Origin of the sequence: Bariatricus sp. HCP28S3_A4, assembly GCF_052066395.1 — a bacterium.
Lineage (GTDB): Bacteria > Bacillota > Clostridia > Lachnospirales > Lachnospiraceae > Allocoprococcus.
Genome location: NZ_JBQHSE010000015.1, coordinates 39,310 through 63,192, shown reverse-complemented (window position 1 = coordinate 63,192; position 23,883 = coordinate 39,310). Strand labels below are relative to the sequence as shown.

21 protein-coding genes, 1 tRNA gene and 1 pseudogene are annotated in these 23,883 nt (G+C 45.1%); 3 read left to right on the top strand and 20 right to left on the bottom strand.

Annotation, left to right across the window (positions count from 1 at the left end):
- Positions 1 to 31: 31 nt before the first annotated feature.
- The 7 genes from ACTNBF_RS09305 to ACTNBF_RS09275 form a co-directional block, all read right to left on the bottom strand.
- Positions 32 to 1,057 (bottom strand): ABC transporter permease subunit, encoded by a 1,026-nt coding sequence (locus ACTNBF_RS09305; RefSeq protein ID WP_441089135.1) that lies wholly within the window; start codon positions 1,055 to 1,057, stop codon positions 32 to 34.
- Complete coding sequence (locus ACTNBF_RS09300; RefSeq protein ID WP_441089134.1) at positions 1,057 to 2,127, bottom strand: ABC transporter permease; 1,071 nt, start codon at positions 2,125 to 2,127, stop codon at positions 1,057 to 1,059. Before ACTNBF_RS09300 ends, ACTNBF_RS09305 begins: the two co-directional genes overlap by 1 nt.
- Positions 2,120 to 3,637 (bottom strand): sugar ABC transporter ATP-binding protein, encoded by a 1,518-nt coding sequence (locus ACTNBF_RS09295; RefSeq protein WP_427805781.1) that lies wholly within the window; start codon positions 3,635 to 3,637, stop codon positions 2,120 to 2,122. The genes ACTNBF_RS09300 and ACTNBF_RS09295 overlap by 8 nt, the downstream gene beginning before the upstream one ends.
- 152 nt (positions 3,638 to 3,789) lie before the next feature.
- Positions 3,790 to 4,869 carry an ABC transporter substrate-binding protein gene (locus ACTNBF_RS09290; RefSeq protein WP_427805782.1) on the bottom strand — a complete coding sequence of 360 codons (1,080 nt, stop codon included), beginning with the start codon at positions 4,867 to 4,869 and terminating at the stop codon, positions 3,790 to 3,792.
- Positions 4,870 to 5,043: 174 nt separating this feature from the next.
- Positions 5,044 to 6,513 carry a sensor histidine kinase gene (locus tag ACTNBF_RS09285; protein ID WP_441089133.1) on the bottom strand — a complete coding sequence of 490 codons (1,470 nt, stop codon included), beginning with the start codon at positions 6,511 to 6,513 and terminating at the stop codon, positions 5,044 to 5,046.
- 2 nt (positions 6,514 to 6,515) lie between these two features.
- Positions 6,516 to 8,135, bottom strand: a complete 1,620-nt coding sequence (locus tag ACTNBF_RS09280) for a response regulator (protein WP_441089132.1) — start codon at positions 8,133 to 8,135, stop codon at positions 6,516 to 6,518.
- Between the two features lie 103 nt (positions 8,136 to 8,238).
- Positions 8,239 to 9,891: a recombinase family protein gene (locus tag ACTNBF_RS09275; RefSeq protein ID WP_427820373.1), complete on the bottom strand. Its 1,653-nt coding sequence runs from the start codon at positions 9,889 to 9,891 to the stop codon at positions 8,239 to 8,241.
- 272 nt (positions 9,892 to 10,163) lie between these two features.
- On the opposite strand from ACTNBF_RS09275, the pseudogene ACTNBF_RS09270 reads away from it, so the two are divergent.
- The 3 genes and pseudogenes from ACTNBF_RS09270 to ACTNBF_RS09260 all read left to right on the top strand — a co-directional run.
- Positions 10,164 to 10,754 (top strand): annotated as a pseudogene (locus ACTNBF_RS09270) (peptidoglycan-binding protein); the annotation flags it as partial.
- A 252-nt stretch (positions 10,755 to 11,006) separates the two neighbouring features.
- Positions 11,007 to 11,213: a small, acid-soluble spore protein, alpha/beta type gene (locus ACTNBF_RS09265; protein WP_427805786.1), complete on the top strand. Its 207-nt coding sequence runs from the start codon at positions 11,007 to 11,009 to the stop codon at positions 11,211 to 11,213.
- Positions 11,214 to 11,384: 171 nt separating this feature from the next.
- Positions 11,385 to 11,457: transfer RNA gene (locus tag ACTNBF_RS09260), tRNA-Thr, on the top strand.
- A 148-nt stretch (positions 11,458 to 11,605) separates the two neighbouring features.
- Here ACTNBF_RS09260 and recG read toward each other — a convergent pair.
- From recG to ACTNBF_RS09195, 13 genes are all read right to left on the bottom strand, one after another.
- The gene (recG, locus tag ACTNBF_RS09255) at positions 11,606 to 13,666 is read right to left on the bottom strand and encodes an ATP-dependent DNA helicase RecG (RefSeq protein WP_441089131.1); all 2,061 of its coding nucleotides are present in this window, start codon (positions 13,664 to 13,666) and stop codon (positions 11,606 to 11,608) included.
- Between the two features lie 114 nt (positions 13,667 to 13,780).
- Positions 13,781 to 15,454, bottom strand: a complete 1,674-nt coding sequence (locus ACTNBF_RS09250; protein ID WP_441089130.1) for a DAK2 domain-containing protein — start codon at positions 15,452 to 15,454, stop codon at positions 13,781 to 13,783.
- 17 nt (positions 15,455 to 15,471) lie between these two features.
- Positions 15,472 to 15,831: an Asp23/Gls24 family envelope stress response protein gene (locus ACTNBF_RS09245; RefSeq protein ID WP_427820370.1), complete on the bottom strand. Its 360-nt coding sequence runs from the start codon at positions 15,829 to 15,831 to the stop codon at positions 15,472 to 15,474.
- Positions 15,832 to 16,034: 203 nt separating this feature from the next.
- Positions 16,035 to 16,223 (bottom strand): 50S ribosomal protein L28, encoded by a 189-nt coding sequence (gene rpmB / locus ACTNBF_RS09240; RefSeq protein WP_427805790.1) that lies wholly within the window; start codon positions 16,221 to 16,223, stop codon positions 16,035 to 16,037.
- A gap of 96 nt (positions 16,224 to 16,319) precedes the next feature.
- On the bottom strand, positions 16,320 to 17,060 hold the full coding sequence (locus ACTNBF_RS09235) for a CpsD/CapB family tyrosine-protein kinase (RefSeq protein WP_441089129.1): 741 nt from the start codon (positions 17,058 to 17,060) through the stop codon (positions 16,320 to 16,322).
- Between the two features lie 4 nt (positions 17,061 to 17,064).
- Positions 17,065 to 17,772, bottom strand: coding sequence for a CpsB/CapC family capsule biosynthesis tyrosine phosphatase (locus ACTNBF_RS09230; RefSeq protein WP_441024794.1), 708 nt, complete (start codon positions 17,770 to 17,772; stop codon positions 17,065 to 17,067).
- A gap of 90 nt (positions 17,773 to 17,862) precedes the next feature.
- Positions 17,863 to 18,084 (bottom strand): hypothetical protein, encoded by a 222-nt coding sequence (locus tag ACTNBF_RS09225; protein ID WP_427820367.1) that lies wholly within the window; start codon positions 18,082 to 18,084, stop codon positions 17,863 to 17,865.
- A gap of 80 nt (positions 18,085 to 18,164) precedes the next feature.
- Positions 18,165 to 19,148 (bottom strand): LCP family protein, encoded by a 984-nt coding sequence (locus tag ACTNBF_RS09220; RefSeq protein ID WP_427820366.1) that lies wholly within the window; start codon positions 19,146 to 19,148, stop codon positions 18,165 to 18,167.
- A complete protein-coding gene (gene srtB, locus ACTNBF_RS09215) occupies positions 19,138 to 19,902 on the bottom strand; it encodes a class B sortase (protein WP_427820365.1) in 765 nt (254 codons plus the stop codon). Before srtB ends, ACTNBF_RS09220 begins: the two co-directional genes overlap by 11 nt.
- A gap of 3 nt (positions 19,903 to 19,905) precedes the next feature.
- Entirely contained in the window at positions 19,906 to 20,649 is a 744-nt protein-coding gene (locus ACTNBF_RS09210; RefSeq protein ID WP_441089128.1) for a YveK family protein, read from the bottom strand.
- Between the two features lie 142 nt (positions 20,650 to 20,791).
- Positions 20,792 to 21,346, bottom strand: coding sequence for a hypothetical protein (locus tag ACTNBF_RS09205; protein ID WP_427805795.1), 555 nt, complete (start codon positions 21,344 to 21,346; stop codon positions 20,792 to 20,794).
- Positions 21,347 to 21,448: 102 nt separating this feature from the next.
- Positions 21,449 to 22,933 (bottom strand): AAA family ATPase, encoded by a 1,485-nt coding sequence (locus ACTNBF_RS09200; RefSeq protein ID WP_427820363.1) that lies wholly within the window; start codon positions 22,931 to 22,933, stop codon positions 21,449 to 21,451.
- A 69-nt stretch (positions 22,934 to 23,002) separates the two neighbouring features.
- Complete coding sequence (locus ACTNBF_RS09195) at positions 23,003 to 23,860, bottom strand: response regulator (RefSeq protein ID WP_441089127.1); 858 nt, start codon at positions 23,858 to 23,860, stop codon at positions 23,003 to 23,005.
- Positions 23,861 to 23,883: the final 23 nt, after the last annotated feature.

Here is a 23,883-nt window from a genome sequence, read left to right as displayed (position 1 = left end):
CTGCCGAAGCAGCTCCTTTATATAGAATTTCTTATTTATTACGTGTCTTGAATTTCGCAAATACACTCTGCAGGATGATGAAGAAGCATAACAGAGCAGAAAGCACAATACGTACCCACCAGCTTGAAAGTGTACCCTGTGTCGTAATAAGGCTTGAGATCGTACCTTTGATCAACACGCCGAACAAAGTACCGAACGGAGTACCTACACCACCGGAGAGAAGGGTTCCGCCGATAACAGATGCGGAGATGGCATCCATTTCCATACCTTTTGCCTGTTCAACGAAACCGGCACAGCTGTTAAGACATACAAGATATCCACCGATGCTGGCCAGAATTCCGTCCAGAATATATGCCTGAAATTTGATCTTCTTCACATTCAGCCCCATCATCAATGCACTCTGCTGATTTCCGCCGACCGCGTAGATCGAACGTCCGAATTTCGTAAATTTCATAATGATCATAATCGCGATCCAGATCAAGATTGCGATCACGACCGTCGGATAGATATACGCCGGGAGAAAAACACCCTTTTTATTATAGGATCCAATCGGAAGATAGATTTTGAATTTCGCCCATTTCAGGAATACTTCATTCGTAATAGAAATCATATCCACGCTGACGATCGATGTCATACCACGTCCGAAGAACATACCTGCAAGGGTTACGATAAACGGCTGGATTTCAAGATAAGATACCAGAAATCCCTGTACGATACCGTAAGCAAGCCCGATCAGAAGTGCGATCACGATCGTTGTGTAAGCATTCAATCCGTATTTTTCCATAGAAACGGCTGTCACCATACATACGAGCGCAGTAACCGAACCTACGGAAATATCAATTCCACCTGAGATCATGACGATCGTAAGGCCCATGGATGTTACCAGAAGGCCCGCATCGGTAATGAACAGGTTCAAAAACATCTGCGGCTTCGCGAATCCTTTATCGGCAAACACGATCATACCTGCAACATACATAGCAACGAACAGCGCAACTGTAATAAAAAGAAGGAAACTATTTCCATTAAGCTGTTTTTTTAGCTGTTTGATCTTATTCATTAGTTAGCTCCTCCTTCCGCAGCTGCTTTGCTGACAGCTTTTTTTGTCTTAAATCCTGCGAGCCATTTCTTGAATACAGGGCTCTGAAGAACGACGATAATCACAACAACGACTGCCTTGTAGACCGGAAGCTGGTCCGCTTTTACATTCATTGCATAGAGTGTGGTCGTAAGAGCCTGGATCGTATAGGCACCGATCACAGATCCCATCAGGCTGAATTTACCGCCGCCAAGAGCATTGCCGCCAAGAGCGACTGCAAGAATGGCATCCATCTCATTATTCAGACCGATATTGTTACAGTCGGCAGAATAAATACGGCTTGAAGCAACCAGTCCGGCAACACCGGCAAGAACACCGCAGATCACATATGTGAGGAACTTAATCAGTGTCGAGTTCAGACCAACCAATCTGGACGCGTTTCCGTTGATACCAACACTTTCAATATAAAGTCCGAGCGCAGTCTTCTTCAGAATAATCGTAACAACGATTACAACAAAGATGGCTACAAACACCGGCGTCGGAATCGGACATTTCGCAAAGTATCCGCCAAGTACTTTATAAGAATCGGTACGAACATATGTAATCTGTCCTGCTGTCACGAGCTGCGCAATACCACGTCCTGCCGTAAACAGGATCAGCGTTGCAATCATGGGCTGAATTCCCAGCTTCGCAACCAGAAAACCGTTAAATGCACCACAGGCTGCCGCTGCCAACAGACCAACCAACATACCAACCACAAGCGGAACGGCGTGTTCGGTAACGGACAGTTCGCCGCCGGTAAGAATCTGACAGCATACCGCACCGGTCACTGCCATGATCGCGCCAACACTGATATCCTGTCCGCCGGAAGCTGCCGTTACAAGGGTCATACCAACCGCCAGGATCACCAGTTCGGATGCACGGTTGATCACATCGATAACATACCCGAAGAGAACTCCATTATTTATGGAAACTTTAAAGAAACCGGGTGTTGTAATCACATTAACCAAAAGCACAGCTGCAAGACAAACCAGCGGCATGAACAGACGTGCTGACGTAATCTTTTTCAGATCAAACTTTGTATTACTCATTCTCGCCACCTCCTGCAATTGCTTTCATGATACCTTCCTGAGAAAGTTCATCACCGGAAAGTTCTCCGACTTTCTTGCCGTCGCGCAGGATCGCCATACGCGAACAGGTACGGAGCATTTCTTCCACTTCGGATGAGATAAAAGTAACCGCCATTCCTTCATCCGCAAGATCAAGAACCAGCTTCTGAATCTCGGTCTTTGTACCGATATCGATACCACGGGTCGGCTCATCCAGGATCAGATATTCCGGATTGGTAAGCAGCCAGCGTCCGATGATCGCCTTCTGCTGGTTACCACCGGAAAGACTCTTGATCGGAGTTTCACGGCTTGCTGTTTTGATCTGAAGCATTTCGATATATTTATCCGCAGCATCTTCCATTTCTTTCCGGCTGAGTGGTTTGAACAGACCACGTTTTGCCTGAAGGGCAATGATGATATTTTCACGCACAGACAGATCTGCAAGGATTCCTTCTTTCTTACGGTCTTCCGGCAGATACGCCATACCAAGCTTCATCGCATCAAGCGGCGTGTTAATCTTCGCTTCTTTTCCGTTCACCTTCAGCTTGCCTCCGTCCGCCTTATCCGCACCGTAGATCGCACGAACTAGTTCTGAACGGCCGGACCCGAGAAGTCCGGACAGACCGATGACTTCTCCTTTATGTATGGTAAGGTCAAATGGTTTAATCGTGCCTTTATGTTCAAGACCTTCCGCCTCGATGACAGGAATAAACTCTTTCAGCTGTCCGTGAGCGCTCTTAATATCCGCAAGATCATCGAAATCTTTACCCATCATCTTCGCTACAAGCATAACACGAGGAAGTTCTGCCACCGAATATTCCCCGACAAGTTCACCATTTCTCAAAACCGTGATCTTATCGCATACCGCATATACCTGTTCCAGAAAATGAGTGACAAATATGATGCCTACTCCGTCACTTCTCAGCTTTCTCATCAAAGTAAACAGCTTTTCTACTTCGTCATCATCCAGAGAAGATGTCGGTTCATCCAGAATCAAAACACGGCATTTCATATCAACTGCACGTGCAATTGCGATCATCTGCTGTCTGGCCAGAGAACACTCTTCCAGAAGCTGTGTCGCAGATGCATCTATATTCAGGCTCTCTAAAATCTCCGTTGCTTTTTTATTCATGGTTTTCCAGTCGATAAAACCGGCTTTTCTCGGTTCACGTCCGATAAATAAATTCTCTGCCACCGTCAGATTCGGACACAAGTTAACTTCCTGATACACGGTACTGATTCCGTGCTCCTGCGCTTCCTGCGGTGACCGGTTGATGATCGGGCTGTCGTTTCCCGCCATCTTAATCTCGCCGCTCTCAAAATCATGAACACCGGTAAGCACTTTAATTAATGTAGATTTTCCCGCACCGTTCTCGCCCATCAACGCATGAATCTCACCTTTTCGAAGTGTAAAATCCACGTGCTGAAGAGCTTTTACGCCGGGAAATGTTTTCGATATATCTCTCATAGTCAATACTACATTTTCATCCATATCGTCCCACCTGCTTTCTCTCTTTATATTACTGACAGAGGCGTAACAGTATACTCGGAAAGTGACCGATTATTCTACTACGCCTCTCTTTTATACTACGCTATGTATGCGTCATATTCTGTTTTTGATACGATGTACGAATACACGATCTCTTAGTAAGCACGTCCGTCTACAACTTCCTGTGTTACTTCTGTTACAGGATATTCACCTGCGAATTCGCCTTCAATTTTAACAGATTTCACATCAGAACCAAATGCAAAGATACCTTCATCAACATAAGCAATCTTTTCCAGTGTCTCGCCTGCTTCCAGTTTCTGGATAAGGCCTTCAACACGTGGTCCGTGAAGCGGGTTACACTCTACGTTACAAATGATATCGCCAGTAAGTGTCATCTCGATACCGGCTTTAACAGTGTCAAATGAGATAACAAGGATGTCTCCGTCCGGTCCTACTGTCTTACCTGCAGCTTTGATTGCATCGATTGCACCAAATGCTTCGTTATCGTTTTCGCAGTAAACAACGTTGATGTTATCATGCTGTTTCAGCATAGATTCCATAACTTCCTGTCCTTTAGCCTGTGTAAATTCACCGGTCTGCTGTGCTACGATGTTCCATCCGTATTTTTCAGCTGCTTCTTCAAGACCCTGTGTACGTCCGATCTGAGCAGAAGCACCGATTGTACCCTGGATATGAGCGATATTCAGTTCAGTAATACCTTTTGCGTCAGCGTAAGCTTTCAGCCATTCTGCCGCTTTCTGGCCTTCCAGTAAGAAGTTACCGCCAACGTATGATTCATATAAGCTGTCGTCAGATACATCTACCATACGGTCAACTGTGATAACCGGAATACCTGCATCCTTTGCTTCCTGAAGAACGGTGTCCCAACCGGTCTCTGTAACCGGTGCAAGTACGATGTAGTCAACTTCCTGCTGGATGAAGTTACGAATCGCTTTGATCTGGTTTTCCTGTTTCTGCTGAGCATCATCAAAAATCAGTTCGTATCCGTTTTCTTCTGAGAACGTTTCTTTCATAGATTCAGAGTTCGCCATACGCCAGTCAGATTCTGCACCAACCTGAGCGAAACCAACCGTGATCAGATCAGAACCGGAATCTTCTGTTGCCGCTGAATCTCCTCCGTCTTCAGTAGCAGCTTCCTTCTTTCCGCCACAGCCGATTGCCATCGTCATAACCATAGCTGCGCAAAGTAATACGCTCACGAGTTTTCTTTTCATAACAAAACCTCCTTTATTATTTTTGCATGTATCATTGCATGCATCTTATAAAATAAATTATATGTTTTTTATTCATAATCTCAATCAATATTCTTTTTTGAAAGGTTCAATTTTTTCATGTATTTGAAAATCAAGATGTTTGTTTTTAATTTTTCATGAAAATAGTTGGATTTTTTATGAAAGACTCGTCTTTATGATAATCGTTGCTTCCGTCTTCACTCCCAGTTCGCTTTCGATAAACAGTCCGTATTCTTTCCCATAATAATGCTGTATTCTCTGATTTACATTTGCCAGGCCAAAGCTCTTCGAAGTTCTCTCATCTGGATTTCTCCCGATATTCTCGCGGAGATGATCCAGTTCTTCCAGCGTCATCCCTTTTCCATTATCGATCACCTTGAAGATCAGCCGCTCTTCCTCACACCATCCCCGCACAAGAATGGTGCTCTTACCTCTTTTTTTCTTCACTCCGTGATAAAGTGCATTTTCCACAAGCGGCTGAAGCAGCAGTTTTGGAATCATGATATCCTGAGTCTCCGGTTCCATTTCGATTTGATACTCCATAATATCCTGATACCGGACCTGCTGAATTTTCAGATAACTCTCAATATGATTTTCCTCTTCTCTCACAGTGATAAAATCTTTTCCACTGCTAAGCGTGGAACGGAAGAAACCAGAAAGCGAGGTAACCATAGAAACAACCGCTTTGTATTGACGGTCTTCCGCAAGCCATACGATCGTATCCAACGTATTATACAGGAAATGCGGGTTAATCTGTTCCTGCAAAAGCTTCGTTTCCATCAGATAGAGATTCTTCTCTTTTTCTTTGATATCATCGACCAGGCCGCCTATTTCCTCCGTCATTTCGTTGAAGCTCCGGGTAAGCACGGCGATCTCATCCATATCATCCACCTTCGACTTGACCGTGAAATCACCTTCCGCAACCTTCTGCGTAAGATCGCACAGTTTGCGGATCGGAACTGTCACACTTTGAAGTGCCTTGATCGTAAAATACACTGAAGCGGAAATGGCCAGAATCGAAATTCCGATACAGAAACTGTACACACGTCTGTTCTGCTCTTCCTGCTCTTTTCTGACTTCATTTAGATTGGTTGTCTCGTTCTGAATATAACTGATAAAGCCTTCTTCGATAATGGATGTGAGCATGTAAATATTCTGATCCAGATAATCCATGTTTTCATCATACGTACCTTCTCCATTGATCATACGTTCCATCTCCACAACACGATACTCCAGTGATTCCAGAATATTCTGCATTCGTCTCATCTGGCTTCTGCTAATTTCCACTGTTGCCAGATTCGACAATTCCATACACTTCTTCTTTGTTTCCCCAATATATTTAAGCGGATCGACAGTCACAGTTCCGTTGACCGTCATCTCTCCTTTTCCGAGCACCTCATAATCCTTTTTCCCGATCACGGCAAGATACATACTGTAATCCATGCGGTCTTTGAACTCCATACATTGATTGGCATAAGTAACATTATGTGTAATCTTTGAATAGGCCGTCGTCGCATTATTCAATGAAACGAGCGCATACATAAGGCAGAACAGCATCGGTACAAAGGCCGTGCCCGCAATCAGAAGCAGCCTCTGATTCAGTGATATTTTCTTTTGTTTTTGCATCTCTATTCCTTTCCACGGGCACGGTAATCTTTCGGCGAACATCCTTGTGTCTTCTTAAAGATATAACTGAAATAATGCGGATCTTTATATCCCACTTCATATCCGATTTCAGAAGTCTTAAGCGCAGAACACATCAGGAGTTCTTTTGCCTTTTCCATTCTGGTCTCCGTCAGGAATTCCACGAATGTTTTGCCCGATTCTTTGCTGAAAACAGAACTGAAATAGCTTGGACTCATTCCCACACTGTCGGCAACGGAATTCAACGAGATTTCCTCTGACATGTAATGCTCCGAAATCATTTTCTCCGCCGCCTTGATGATGTCGGCATACCGCTTCTTACTGATCGAGTCACGCAATTCAATCGCCTGATTCAACATATATGTAATATACGACCTGATCTCAGACACAGAATTCATGTTCTGTATCGTGGATTTCAGTTTTTCTGTCTCCTGCTGATAATCATGATTTACTGCATCTATTTTTTCGCAAAAAGACATGATTACGATATAGATATCCATGATGATGTACTGACGCATAAGGGTAGACTGTAGTTTGTCTTCTTTCATACGGATAAAATATGTGTCCATGAATTCTTCCAGTTCTTCTTTTGTTCCGTTATTCAGGAATTTTTCAATCATTTCCCTTGATTTTCCCACATCTCCCAAGTCTTTTATTTGGAATTCATCATCCTTGTAAACATCCATTTTCTCGAATCCCGATAAGAACTGATTTGACTGTCTCGTGAATCGCTCCGCAAAAATCCGTTCTGCATCCCGGAAAGACTGCCCCAGATTTCGGATTCTTTCGACCGGTTTCCCGATTCCGCCAAAATATTCTACTTTTCTTTCATTTTTCATAATTTCTGCCAGACAGTCACAGAGATTCTTCTGTCTTTCTTCCATCTGCTCCTTACTCTCTGCCGTCAGCAGGAAGACCCAGCCGTCGATCCCCCTCTGAAAATAGTACGCGTATGGAATCTCATCCACCTTTGTTTCGATTTTCTCACAGATTTTCCAGATATGTTCTGACACAATATTCTCTTCCGGCGTAGAAAAAATCTTAAACAGAATAATACTATAGAACCCGGCACTCAGATCCATTCCGTACTTTTTCCCGTTTTTGACCGCTTCGCCGATGGATACTTCACCACGGATCACGTGGCTGAAGAAATTCTGCCTCTCCCGCTCCACATTTTCCTTCATATCTTCCTGATACTGTCGCAATATCTCTCTTTCTTCCCTGTCCTGTTCAATCTGTTTCGAAATCCGCCTCATAACCTCCAGTAATTGTTCGGAAGAAACCGGCTTCAGCAGATATTCTGTCACGCCGATCCGAATGGCTTCTTTCGCATATTCAAATTCATCGTAACCACTGAAGATCAGTATCTTAGTATCCGGGAGTTCCTGTTTGACCAGCCTGCTGAGTTCCAGTCCATCCATAAACGGCATCTTGATGTCGGTGAGCAGAATATCCGGCTTTTCTTTCAGAATCATAGGATACGCCAGTTCTCCATCACTCGCTTCACCGACAAGGCGGTATCCCTCCTTCTCCCAGTTTATACTTTTTACGATACCGTTTCGTATGACCATTTCATCTTCCACAAGAAATACTTTGATTCCCATACTGTGTTCCCCCTTATTTTTCCAACACCATGCCGGGCACTCTGCCTGAACCTAGATGATTATTTAATACTTTATCTATACATCTTACCATATAATGTATGATTTAACTATTGTTATCGAAAAGATTCGGGGCAAATTTGAACCGAATGGTTAGTTTCTCATCTGTAACGATAATTTTTTCTACTAATCTGTCAATGATCACTCGTTTCACCAGCCGATCTGCCCTGCAAAATACATCCTTCCAGGACGGCATGCAATCAGCGAAGGTATACCCTTCCTCTTTTTCCTCTTGCAGCTCCCTCAGTTTTTCCTGCAGCTTGGCTGTTGCTTCTCGCTCTATAGCTTTTCTCTCTTCAAGATCTATGATTGCATCTGCCAGAATCCCGATTTCCAGAGGATATTCTCCTCTCATAGCCTCCGGTACATGTTTTTTCATAGTATCGATATCGTCCTGTATTTTTTGAATCTCTCCCGCCTTTTGGCGGATCTTCGTCTGTACACTGCGAATAATTTTTTGATTCTGTTCATAAATCTTCGCTTTGATTTCATCCGGATTCATAACATCGTCCAGATAGTTTCCCACATACTGAAATACGATATTCTCGATTTTCTCAGCCGGCAAATGCATTTTACCCTCATGTACCCTCCCATCCGAAGCAAAAGGACACCGGTACAGCGGCGTTCGGCTGGTTCTCTTTTCTCCGGTCGCCTTGATCGTCCAATAATTATAACGGCTCCCGTTGGTCAGTTTCGCATCACAGTATCCGCAATGTATGACATCGATCAACGGCAGATTTCCGTCATTTCTCAGCATTGCCCTTTTTGCGCCGGATGGAATCCCATTTGGGAGGCATGGCCTTCGCCGTTCCCGTTTTTCCTGCACCTGATTCCATCTTACCTTATCAATGATCCTCAGTTCTTCATTTTCTTTCTCTGCGTAAATCCAGTCTTCCTGTCCCAGTCTGTGGTATCTGCCATTGTTTTTCTCACGTCTCTTGTATGCAACATACCCGCAATATACCGGATTCGTCAAAATACTTGTGACGGTCCCCGCTTTCCATACGTCGTTCGGTGCCAGCTTGCTGTAGGTTACATCCGCATTCAGGACCTGCGCTATCTTTCCGGAACCCAATTCTTTTCGATAAGAAAGATCGTAGATATAAGCGACCACATCCGCCTGTTCGGGAATAATAACCAGCTTATGCAACGCCCTTCCGTGTTTGGAAAGCTCTCCGGAAAGCTCCAGCTTATATCCATAGGGCGCCTTTCCGCCCATAAATCTGCCGTTTTTTACCAGTTTCTGCGCAGTATCCTTCACTCTTTGCCCCGTATCCGCACTTGATTTCTGCGCATTTCCGTACCGGAGGGCAAGCATCATCTGTCCCATAATGTCACTTCTGTCCGGTGAAATACATCCGTCCTTTGTCGTGTAAATGTCGACTCCGTACGATTTGAGCTGCATGATATAGGCTCCGATCTCCCACATCAGCCTTCCGATCCGATCATCCTTATAGACCACCAGAATGTCAAATTCCTGCATTTTCGCATCCTCGAGTACCTCGTATAAGATTGCCCTGTCTTTTACATGATTCCGATACCCGCTTTGGGCCCCTTCAAAATATTCTTTCACGTCAAGCTGCCAGTCTTCGTGTGCCAAAATATACTCCATGACAATTTCTCTTTGTATTTTCAGGTCTCCGTCCGGATCCAGCTGATGGTTCGAACTGACACGCAGCAGCATCCTGACTTTTTTCATACTCTTTTTACCGTCCTTTCTTTCCAAAATTCTTTCTGAGACAGGCATTCCCGAATCATGATTTCCTTTACTTCTTTTAGAAGCTTCTCTCTTTCTTGCGTTTCCTTAGCGAATTCTATGACCACGTTCATATCTGTCGCCCTTATATTTTTTATAAATCATATGAAATGTATCCTGAAAATGTTACTTTTTATTTCCCCTATACAGAACCATTTTTACCGGCGGCACAAAACACGATCCTTTTCCTTTCCCACCCCGAATCAGTGACGGTTTCGGGGTACCGGAATCAGGGCTATGATTTTACGATCACCTCTTCCACCGCCTTCGATCACAAATGGATTCCGGAGCGGAACATTTACGATACGATCTCGGTGATCGTGGATGAACTCTTCGGGAATTATCTCTCCCGCCCGAATGTGCGTCAGCCGATCCTGACCCAGTACTGTGACGGAAGGCAGGTACAGTGCCCGAACTGGATGGTTCAGTGGGGAAGCATGGCTCTCGGAGAACAGGGCTACACTCCAATCGAGATCCTTCGCTATTATTACGGCGACAATATGTATATCAATACCGCTCAGGAGATCTCCGGAATACCGTCGTCCTGGCCCGGATACACACTGGGGATCGGATCATCCGGCGAGAAAGTGCGCCAGATGCAGGAACAGCTGAATGTGATCTCGGATGCTTATCCGGCGATTCCGAAAATTGCCGCAGACGGAATCTACGGCCCTGCCACTTCTGAAGCAGTCCGCGTATTCCAATCCGTTTTCGGCCTGCCCCAGACCGGCACCGTTGATTATCCGACCTGGTATAAAATATCAGAGATCTACGTCGGTGTGTCCCGGATTGCCGAACTGGTCTAGTTGCACCAATGCCACCTGCTTGTCATTTCTTATGCAAGAACAAACATTTTATCATTCACAATACTATATGCCACTGATATATCCACAATATGTTGATTATTTAACAATAATAATCTTTCTCACAATCACCCAGTTTTAACAGCAACTTCCAGTTTAAGACTTTCTTTTCTCCATATACTATCATCGTAACATCTAAAAAGAAGTTACAGCTAAAAATGAAAACGAAAAACATTACAAAAGGAGGAAATTGAAATGACAAGTCGTTCATCAAACAGAGCAGCCGTTCCGGAAGCCAAGGGCGCTCTTGACAAATTCAAGTACGAGGTTGCCAGCGAACTGGGAGTGCCGTTATCCGACGGATATAACGGAGACCTGACTTCTAGACAGAATGGTTCTGTCGGCGGATATATGGTTAAGAAAATGATCGAACAGCAGGAAAAACAGATGGCAGGTAAATAGCGCCAAAGCAATCGGGCGATAAAGCCGGGAAATATCCGCTCTCCTTTTCTAAGGGAAGGGAGAGGCGGATATTTTCTGATGTTCATCATAATCATCATAATCTTTTTAAAAAAACTATTGCATTTTGTTCAGAATTTGTTATAATAGTTTTGTTACTGCGAAGGAGTACTTGCTGGAATAGCTCAGTCGGTAGAGCACTTCACTCGTAATGAAGGGGTCGTCGGTTCAAGTCCGATTTCCAGCTTTATTTATCCAGTATCCTTATCAGTATTACCTAATAGAGCTTCCCTTATCATGGGGAAGTTCTTTTTTTATCCAACAGAAAACATCAAAAATAATGGGGCTAAAAATCGCCCCATTTCTACATTACAGTCATCCTCCAGATTCAGACATCACAACGTAGCCTCCAGATCCGCACTCGCACAATACTCTTCCAGATGATGCTTCAATTTCCAATGTTTCTCCATCTCCAGTGCCGGATCCTCATCCAAAATCCTATTTGCCGCATCATTTGCCATTTTCAGCACATCGGCATCCTGGAATACGTCTCCGATGCGGAAATCCATCAGCCCGCTCTGCCGGATTCCAAAAAGGTCGCCGGGGCCGCGCAGTTTCAGGTCTTCATTCGCAATATAAAACCCATCATTGGATTTGTTCAGAATCTCCAGACGTTTTTTCGTCTCTTTTGTCTTGGAACCGCTCATGAAAATGCAGTACGACTGGTGCGCGCCTCGTCCCACACGCCCACGGAGCTGGTGAAGCTGGGCAAGTCCAAAGCGTTCAGCGTTTTCAACCATCATGACCGTCGCGTTCGGCACATTGATTCCGACTTCAATAACCGTCGTGGAGACCAGAATCTGGATCTCATTGCGGCTGAACCGTTCCATGATCGAATCCTTCATCGTCTGTTTCATTTTACCGTGCAAAGCCTCCACACAGATACCATTTCCCATCTCTTCCTGCAGCATGGCAGCGTAATCCATGACATTCTCCGCTTCCATCGCCTCGCTCTCTTCCACCATCGGACAGATTACGTAGCATTGTCTTCCCGCAGCAACCTGCTTTTTCATAAACTGATAGGCCGTCTGACGGTAGCTGGTATCCACCACGCAATTCTTGATCGGGAGGCGGTTCGCGGGCAGTTCGTCGATGACCGAGATGTCCAGATCACCGTACAGAATGATGGCAAGGGTACGCGGAATCGGCGTGGCACTCATGACAAGTATATGCGGAATTCTCCCTTTTCCGGCAAGTGCCTCTCTCTGGCGGACACCGAACCGGTGCTGTTCATCCGTTACCACCAGCGCCAGATTCTGATAAACCACCTTTTCCTGAATCAGCGCGTGCGTTCCTAGAACGATCTGTACTTCACCACTTGCGATCCGCTCGTATGCGAGACGTTTCTCCTTTGCCGTCATGGATCCGGTGAGCAATTCGGCTTTTAGCGGGATATGATAGGTTTCAAACAATTCTGTCACCGACTCATAATGCTGTTTGGCAAGAACCTCCGTCGGTGCCATCATGGCTCCCTGCATCCCGTTCAGTCCTGCAAGCATCAACGCCAGCACCGCGATAATCGTTTTCCCGGAGCCCACATCACCCTGGATCAGGCGCGACATCACATACGGTCCCGTCATTTCCTTTTCGATCTGTTCCCACACCTTTTTCTGAGCGCCGGTCAGTTCATAGGGGAGCGCCGCAAGAAATGCATCCGTCTGGTCTTTCTTCTCGATGGCAAATCCATTTTCCGCCCGTTCACTCTTCTTGCGGGTCTGCCTGAGTGCCAGTATGAAAGTGAGGAATTCTTCAAATACCAGTCGCTGCCGTGCATGATAGAACTCCTGCTTATCCAATGGAAAATGAATTCCGTGCAGCGCATAATTGTATTCGGCCAGGTGGTATTGCATTCTTATATTATTCGGAAGAAAATCGCGGCTCAGATCCAGATAATCCAGGGCCTGGCGCACCGCCTTTGCAACCGCATGGCTGGTGATCCCTGCAGTAAGCGGGTAGATCGGCTGCAGCGTATCCTGCTTCGCCTCATAACTCTCCGGCGGACTGAAAATCTCAGGATGCTCCATGACAAGCTGGCCTTTCTTGTCGATCACGCGCCCCCTGACGATAATCGGAGCACCGCTTTTCAATGTATTTTTCAGAAACGGCATCCGGAACCAGATCACCTTCAGCGTACCGGTCAGATCCTTCACATAGGCTGTCGTCACCTGCATATTTCTCCCGCCGCCCGTCTGGACTCTTCCGTAAATGATGCCTTTGACAGCCTGAACCTTTCCTTCTTCCAGTTCTCCGACACTGACCGGCTCTTCGTACACATCATACCCGCGCGGATAATACCGGAGCAGATCACCGACCGTATATACACCCATTTTCTGGAACAGCTTTTCCGTCTTTTCTCCTATTCCTTTCAGTTCACTGATTCTCGACTGCTCATTCATTTCCAATAATTCCTTTACTTATCAAAAGAATGGGAGTATTCCACAACACTCCCATTCCAACTTACTATTTTCGCTATATTTTATCCAATCTCTCAATCACTCTGATCCCGGGTTCTACTCAACCGCCAGAACATAGTAATAGATCGGCTGTCCGCCGCTGTGCACATCCACATCCATATCCGGATACATTGCTTCCAGATCTGCCGAGAATTTCTCAGCCTCCTCATCGGAAATATCTTCGCCGTAATAAAGGCTGATCAGTTCCGAATCTTCATCGACGAGCTGAGCGAGCATGTCCTTCGTCGTCGTCTCGATCGCAGTGCCGACAGCGAGGATTCCATGATCTCCGATTCCCATGATATCTCCTTCATGGATCTCTTTGTCATCAATGTGTGTATCACGAACCGCGTACGTTACCTGTCCGGTCTTCACATTCTTGATCTCTTCAAGCATAGCCTCTTCATTCTCGGCAGCGCTCAGCTCTGCATTATAATTAATCACAGCCGTGATTCCCTGCGGAACCGTCTTTGTCGGGATCACTACAATATGCTTGTCCGTGGTAAGATCCCGCGCCTGATTCGCTGCCATCACGATATTCTTATTATTCGGAAGAATAAAGATCGTATCGGCATTGACATGTTCAATCGCTGTCAACATATCATCCGTACTCGGATTCATGGTCTGGCCGCCCTCGATGATATAATCCACACCCAGCTCACGGAAGATCTCATTCAGACCTTCACCGATGGAAACTGCGATAAATCCAACCGGTTTGCGCGGTTCCTGTGCCGCTTTTTCCTTTGCTTCCTCAGCCTGTGCCTTTGCAAGCTTCTCGGCATCCTTGATAAGCTTCTCCTGATGTTCCTCACGCATATTGTCGATCTTCATTCTGGAGAGCTGTCCGAATGTCAGTGCTTTCTGGATCGCAAGTCCCGGATCATTGGTGTGTACGTGAACCTTGACAACATCATCGTCAGCCACACAAACGATGGAATCGCCAATGGATTCCAGATAAGCCTTGAATCCGACCTCGTCCTCATCCGTAAATTCTTTTTCCAACAAAATGATGAATTCGGTACAATACCCGAACTTGATCTCAGCCGCTGTATCAGCGGAAATCCTGGTCACATTCACGCCGCTCCCCGGTTCGATTGCTTTGTATTCGATCTCTTTTCCGAGGAATGCATCGTAAGCTCCGCGAATCACTTCCAGAAGTCCCTGTCCGCCGGAATCCACAACACCTGCTTCCTTCAGAACCGGCAGCATCTCCGGTGTCTTCTCAAGAACAACTTCCGCTTCTTTGATAACTTCCGGAATAAATATCTCCAGATCATCCGTCTCTTCGGCCATCTGTTCCGCCTTCTCCGCGATTCCTCTTGCCACGGTAAGGATCGTTCCTTCCTTCGGCTTCATGACCGCTTTGTAAGCAGTTTCCTTCGCACGAACCAGCGCTTTCGCAAGCGTCGGAACATCGATCTCCTTCTCATCACGGATCGCTTTCGTAAATCCACGGAGAAGCTGGGACAGGATAACACCGGAGTTACCTCTTGCTCCTCGTAATGATCCGGAAGAGATTGCCTTCGCAAGAGAGGCCATATCCGGCTTCTCCAGAGCAGTCACCTCTCTGGCAGCCGCCATGATCGTCAGAGACATATTCGTACCCGTATCTCCATCCGGTACCGGAAATACGTTCAGTTCATTGATAAATTCCTTCTTCGCCTCAATATTTTGCGCGCCTGCAAGAAACATCTTAGCAAGCATCTCCACATTGATAGTTTTCGTTGCCACGACAAGATCCTCCTTAATTAGTCGATTACCCGCACACCTTCGATATAGACATTGATCTTATCGACAGTCATTCCGGAAAACTCTTCTACTTTATATTTAACGTTGCTGATCAGGTTCTCTGTAACCGCAGAAATACTCACCCCGTAAGCTACGATCACGTGAAAATCCAGCGTGATACGGTTATCATCCGTAATGGAAACACGAATTCCCTTTGTCAGGCTCTCCTTCTTCAGAAGCTTTACAAGTCCGTCTTTCACATTCACCATTGCCATTCCAACGATTCCGAAGCACTCTACCGCAACAGAACCCGCATATTTTGCAATGACATCAAGGTCAACGGTAATAATACCTAAATCAGTACTCATACTACCTTTCATAATCTGTACCTCCAATTCTACGACTCCATATAGGCTTCTATTATTATACTCTATTCAGAACTATTTTACAAGAAAAAGAGAACCTAAGCTGTCAACACTCGGTTCTCTACTTGTCTGAGTATGCAAGATAATTTCAAAATAATCTTTCTCTCTTCCGTTCCAACTCAAATGATCTGCCGGATTCTTCTGCTTCAATCTGATAATTAAGCTCTTTCTACACGACCGGATTTCAAGCAGTTTGTACAAACATACATTTTCTTAACTCCGCCGTTCTCTGTCTTAACTCTTACAGATTTTACGTTAGATTTCCACATCTTAGATGATTTTCTATTAGAGTGACTTACGTTGTTTCCAAAGTGAACACTCTTTTCACAAATAGCACATTTAGCCATGATTGCACCTCCTACCGTTCAAATATGTCCAAATGCATGGACTCACAACAATGGTTATTTTATCAGATATTAGCGATAAATGCAAGAGAAAAAATACTATTTTTTGGATTTATTCGATTTCTTACCAGCCGTATCCGCGGCATAATACTCGCCATATCCTTTTTTCTTATAGTTTTTGCCGTAATATTTGCTGTAGTAACCCTTATTTTTTTTACGTTCTACTTTGTTCAGTACAACTCCAAGTATCGGAATACCCGTAAGTTCAAGTTTTCCCTTTACTTCCTGGGCGAGACGGTATTTGGTCTTGGATGACTCTACCACCAGGATCGCCCCATCGCATTCACGCGCAATGATCGCGGCGTCAATGACAAGCCCCAGAGGCGGGCAGTCGATAATGACATAATCATAGACCTTGCGTAACGAGTCAACCATACCCTGAAATCTCTTGGTCTCCAGAAGTTCTGTCGGATTCGGTGCAAGAGGTCCCGACATCAGCATATGCATTTTCGGAACATTTGTAGCTACAATTGCCTCTGCCAATGTACACTGTCCTGAAAGGAAATGCGACAATCCTTTGTCCACCTCACTTACTTTCAATCTGGATGCCATGACGGATTTTCTCATATCTGCGTCCACCAGAATGACAGTCTTCCCCATATCTGCGATAGCTTCTGTCAGTTCGATCGATACGGATGTTTTACCTTCTCCCGGAAGACAACTGGTCATCATGATAACCTGTTTATCATCTCCGCAGAACTGCAGATTCGTACGGAGTGCCCTGATTTCTTCCCGGTTTGAATAGCTTTTCTGTTCAAGCGTTATATTCACTCTTTTCATCTGATCACCTGTTCTTCAATATATTTAATGGATTATTGAAAAATATCCTTTCTGCATATTGTTTTCCCATTTTTTTCGTAACATAAGAAGCACATTTCTTCAAATTGAGTTTCCGGTCACTCGTATTATGCGTATCCGACGCAATAAAATCAACCAGATCCTTCTTCATCAGATCCAGACAGAATATCTTAAGCTTCCATCCTTCTTCCCCCAGCACTGACCCTGCATTCAACTGAACCAATGCTCCCATGTCCTTCAGTTCCTGAATCTTTTCCATTTTCTGACAACAGAAATACCTCTCCACATGTGCGATGATCGGCTGATATCCATGAGTGATCAGCTCGTACACATAATTCCGAACCGTCGGGAACAGATCATTCATCGAAAACTCAACGAGCACATATCTGCTTCCGGCCATACTCGGTCTGATTCTGTTATCCATATGTTCTATGATCTGTTCATTCCGATAGTATTCACAGCCAAGGCTCATAGACACGCCCATATTATATGCGATATCGCGCAAATGCCGATATGAATAAATAACCCTTTTCATTGATGGTTCAAACATCTCCGGACGATAGTGCGGCGTAACGATAACATGCTTTATTCCCTGTCTTTTCATATCTTTCAGAATCTTCAGGGATTCTTCAACGGAATCCGGACCGTCATCAACTTTAGGGAGAATATGACAATGAATGTCAATCAAATTCATTTTTATACTCCTACAAGCAGAAAACTCTTCCTGCGGTCAGATGGTCCCACCACAAAGAAGAGTTTTTCTTCCAATCACATCATTAACCAATTAGTTTTCTTTCTTCTCAAGAGCTTTAGCTCCGGCTAATGCTGCAAGTCCGGCAACAGCAGCTACAGATGCTGCAGATGCACTTGTCTTAGGTGAGCTTGCTTCTGTAGTTGTTGTCTGCTCAACTTTTGCGCTTGGGCTCGGTGCAGCCAAAGCAGTCATACCAGCACATGCAACCATAGCTACTGTAAGACCAAGAGATTTAACAAATTTTGATTTCATCGCTATCTACCTCCTTATTTTGATAGAAGATTGTGATACTAATTTAAATTGTATCCTTATCAGGCTATACTATAACACATTTAGTTGCTTTTGTAAAATATTTTCAATACATTTTTTTGTAAACTTTCGTTGTCAACAATATATTGGGCGTGTCCGTCCTTGTAAATAACCTCACCAGGTACTTCCATAGTCTGATCATCTATATGATATTCCTTCAGAGCAAGCATCTCTTCAGCAGTCATATTCGTTACCATATACGGCTCCATTTTTTGATAAAGGCTCATATACTGCGCCTGGCCTTCCATACCCTGTATCTTTTGGATAAGAGCATTCATAAATTGCTGCTGACGCTTCATTCTGTCCAGATTGCTGTCAAGCTCGTCAATATCCCTTGTACGAACATATTTTTCAACCAGCTTACCGTCCATCGTGATCGTAGCGCCCTTTACAAATGCAGGATCGATCGCCGTATAGTCTTCAGGAATTGTCATCTGAACTCCACCGATCGCATCAGCTATCTCACTCATCCCTTCAAGCGTAAGCGACAGGTAGGACTGAACATCCACTCCATAAAGGAGTTCCGATACTCTTTCTGCCGTAAGGCGGCAGCTCTGCTCCTCTCCGTCACCATATGCATACTGAAGTGCGATCTGCATGGGCTCTGTTCGCACTTTCACTCCGTCTACAGAATATACTTCCACATCAACCATAGAATCTCTGTTAATCTGTAAAATCTTCGCCTGTTTCGTTTCACGGTCTACGATCAACAGATTCAGGCTATCACTCTGCCCGTTTTCACCAGGTCTGCTTCCATCCACACCCTTGGCCTGCTTATCGATTCCCATAAATAAAATTGTCTGTATATTCGTATTCGGTCTGTATTCCACACCGTCAACTACAATTTTATCCGAATTTGTTGTTTCTTCCTGTGACTCTGATTCTGAGATTTTATTTTCTTTGCTGTTCTCATCTTTATCAGTAAAGAAAACAGTATACACTACTCCTCCAATCAGAATACAGCATAACACTGCAAGAACAGCAATAATCATATTTTTATTTTTCATCTGTCAATACAGCCTCCACCAGTAATCTATGATCGGGTTCAGCAGCGATACAGGTGCTCAGACTGATAATTCTGTCATTCGTCGTAACTTCCAACTGATCGTTGTACTTATTTCTCATATCTCTTGAATTTTTTAATGAATCCAGAAAAGCCTGACGATCCTCTTCTTCATCATAATGATAGTATTTCATCAAATGACGATCATCATAAACTACCGCCGCAAAAACTTTATATGTGAGAATATGATCCGGTGTATAGATGACAATTTCACTATGATTTTTCATATATTCATCGTCCAGATAATTACCCAGCTGATGGAACATTGTCTCTACGCCTTCGCCCATCTGATGACCGTAAATCACCGTATTAAAATCAGTAAAATCTTTCTTATTAAAAGCCTGTGTAAAGATTGCGCCTTCAGCAGCATACTTACCTTCCCAGGTGTGCGTTAAATAGTATTCTTCCTGCTCCTCATTCTGAACAACCGGATAATCAATATTCGTACCATCGATCTTGATCCATGCATGCACATCCGGATTCGTCTCCTGAAGCGATGCAAAATCAATCGGTATCACGACTTTCTCTTCTTCATCCGTTGTCTGATTCGTCGTATCAACCACTGCCTCTTTTCTAGCTTTCTCATAAGATTCTGCCGACTTTGCTGCAGACGCATAATACCAGATCAGATATCCTGCACATCCGATTGCCACCGCAAGGAGCAAAATAATCAGTATTTTTCTTCCTTTTTCTTTCATCTGTTAATGCCTCTTTTCCAGCGGGAGAGCTGCCAGAGTATTCAGATCCAGATACTTTCTGACATCTTCTTCGGTCTGAATCGTATCATTCATCAGGTAAATGATAACAATAATACCCATAGCGAGAACTGCACCCAGAATTCCGCCAAGTGCTGTGTTCTTCACCGTGCTCGGACTGGAAGGTTTCTCCGGAGTAACCGCTTCTTCTACAATCTTCGGCTTATCAGTATTCATAATGTATGCCACACGCTCTGCAGTCACTTCCGCCATAGCATTCGCGATCTCTTTGGCAAGATTCGGATCTTCATTCTCCACGGTCATCTTAAGAATACGGGTATCGGATGGATTCAGGGTCGTAATCATCTCTACCAGCTCTTCATATGTATAATCCAGATTCAGTTCATCAATGACTTCCTCAACCACCGGACGGCTCTTTGCCAGCACTTCAAAGTCTACCGTAAGCTGTGCACCCATCTGGATATCGGCAAGGGAAGTTACGCTTGTCGTCTTTGTCAAAATATAAATCTGAGAAGACGCGGAATACATCGGTGTCAGGAGCATCTTCGTTCCACCGAAAGCAAGTCCTGCACCAATCACCATGCAAAGAATGATCGCCCAAGCCTTCTGCAGGAGCACCTGAAACAATTCCAGTAAATCAATCTCCATCTCATCATCCGGCTGGACCTTCTGCGGATTCATTACCCTAACATTTGTCCTTTGTACTTCTTCCTGTCTCAATTCACTCATAACACATACTCCTCTTCCTGTCATTTCTATCGGTTTGTGGCTTTTATCGTTTATCCATATCAGTAATTTGCACCATTTTGTTTCCAACTATAAATAATACTAAAAGTCTCCTAAGAAGTCAACAAATTTAGACAAATGATTCTTATCTGCGCCGTCTTTTTTTGCATACAACAATAAATATAGCGGCAGCAATCGCTGCCGCAGCCACAACAATACCGGAAAGTGAAAACGCATTTTGCGCTTTCTCTATTGTTTCTTTTTGAAATGTTAACGTATATGTTATCTCATGCGGCACACTCATCGCTGTCGTGTCCGCGATGACCTCCATCTTTCTGTCATACACATAAACAGGAATCTCAAATACCGAATTTCCGTCTTCATTGACCGGAAGATATTTCTCATCGTTCACAATCATATAATCATAATACTCGCTGCTCCACTGAATTCTGGCACAGGCAGTTCCGTCTTTTACTGTCATTTCAGCCGGGGAAGTGATAGCCGCTTTTCCCGTTCCGCCCTCCAGTTCCACCTCGATCGTGTAGGTACCGTCCTTTGCATCAATGGTCTCCGGCTGATCGGGAAGCTCTGCCGCTTCCTCTTTTTTCTGCATTTCCCGGACCAGTTTCTTCTTAGCGGCTTTCTCCAGTTCTTTTTCTTCGTCTGTCTGTGTTTCAGCCACCTCATATGTTTCTGTCATTGTTCTTCCTCTTTCCTATGTAGCTGTTCCAATATACGGTACTCGCTCTTTTCGAAGCTGACGGCTCCAATATCCGGATTCCCCCCTCTTCTATGGAAGCAGTTATGGGAGCAGTTCCCGCACCATTTTCTCATCAAAGGTCACCGACTCCAGATGATTCACCTCGATCTGATAGAGTGCGTTGGCTGCCAGATGCTCCGCCGCCTGCTCCAGATCACGGATACCGCTGGTATTCTTGTAAATATCCATAACCGCATCCAGTCCTTCCGGCGTCAGTACACATTCATTGTCATACATACCGATCCGCTTCATGACTTTCGGCAGTGCAAATCTTGAGAAAATAATCTTCTTCTCTTCCGGTGTATAATCCGGGATCTCGATCACCGCAAATCTGGACATCAAAGGTGCACTGATCTGATCCCTGTCATTAGCCGTCGCAATCGGATAAACGCCGACCGTCGGTATCATACATTCAATATAATTGTCCGTAAATCCCAGGTTATCAAGAAGCGTCAGGAGCACATCCGCCGGATTCCCGTTTCCTTTGCCGGAAGCCGCCTTGTCCAGCTCATTGATGATAAAGACCAGATTTGACTCTCCTGCCATGGCGAAGGCTTCCATGATGATTCCCGGCTTCGCATTTGCATAGATTCGAGAACTACCGGTGAGCTGCTCCGGATCATTGATGGAACTCATATCCAGCGTCGTCCACGGAAGTTTCAAAATCCTTGCAACCGCGTAAGCGATCTGGGACTTTCCGGTTCCGGCAGGTCCGATCAGCAGAAGTCCGTAAGCCGGAAGTGTGTGTGTCCGGTTGATCTGGATGATGGTCTCAATGATTCTCTGTTTCACGCGCTCCATTCCGTATAATTCTTCGTCCAGGATTCTGCGCGCCTCTTCCACATCAATGGCTTCAAAATAATTGCTCTTCCACTGTACGTTCATCATAATTGAAAGAGCTCTCTGTGCATGGCGGCGTTCCTCCTGGGAAACCTCATTGGAACGCGCGACTGCCAGATTTCTTCTCGCCCAGAGACGGATATTGTCGGGAAGCGTTCGTCCCGCACAGTTCATAAAATCCGTAATACTCTGGAGGCTGGTCAGCTTCATGCTGTCTCCCTCTTCCTCCTGATCTTCATCTTCCAGTTCCTCAGTCGGCGCGTTGCTGGAAAGGAGCCGTTCGATCATGAACTGAAGAAATCCGTCTTCCGCGGACAGCTTGCTTCCTCCGCCAAATGCGATTTCGCGGATCTTATACACCGCATATCCTTCCGCCGTATCGGCACCGGAGAGCCGGACACTGATATGATTTTCACCGAGCCATTTGATCAGGCTGACAAAACGCGCATCGATCTTCAGGATATCCGCCTGGACCGTCTGATTTTCTTCCTTCACTTCGAAGGCGGTGCGCTTGACCGGATTGATGAACATTCCGCACGTGTGGTGCTTCAACGCTCCTTTCGAATTATCCAGGATCAGAATTGGATTTTCCGGTGATGTCTCAGACACGTTCGTGCGAAAGATCGTATAGGTACACTCGGAAATTTGTGCCTTTTCCGGCGAATTCTTAAAGTCAAATACTGGCATAATAAGTTCCTCCCTGTTGTATGTATAATTGTTATCTGTATAATAAATGTTGTTTGATAACTAAATTTTCTACTGCAATACCTGCCTTACCGCTTCCACCAGCTTCTGAATCTCCACCGGTTTCGCTATGTGCCCGTTCATCACCGGCATCTGGACATCCATGAAAATGATATCATACGGATCCTCCAAAGAGGCTTTCACCTTCTCCACCGCGCGGGCACCGTTCTCGGCCGTATCCGTGCGGAATTTCATTTCCCGCAGCATATAGAGCGCGATCTCCCGGTTCAGTTCATTATCTTCCACGAGCAGCGCATGTATGCCTTCAAATTCGGCAGAAGCGCGGTCCGTTTCGATGCCAGAATCCTGTGTACAGGTATCTTCCTTTTCTGCCTCTTCCAGAACAAAACGGAGCGTATAACTCGTTCCTTCCCCTTTTTTGCTGTGGCATGTAATTTCACCATCCAGCATATCTACAAGCCGCTTCACAATCGGGAGTCCGAGTCCGGTGCCTTCGATTCCGGCAACCTCCTCCCCTTCTTCCCGCTCAAAGGAATTCAGCCCAATCGCTGCTCTGTTCGTCTCTTCCGGATATACTTCCTCCACAATTCCGTCCGGCGCATATTCAATTCCTTCAATGACGCCCCCATCGTCCATCATGAATTTCGACATATTCTGAAATTCATCGGGCCCGATCTCATAACCGTCTTCCACCAGTTTCTTCAAAATATCCGCCACCACAAGGTATTTATTGATCTGCGCTTCTATTCTTCTGGATGCTGCCCGCGCCGTATAGCGCGCCTGTTCTTTCTGTGTCTGTGCACTCAACTGACAGATATGATAGGCGGCACCGCCTATACCGATCAAACAAACGAAAAATACAAGCATAGTCCTGCTCCGGATCTTACGATATAATTTATGTTCTTTCATTTCAGCCAGCTCCTTACTCAAGC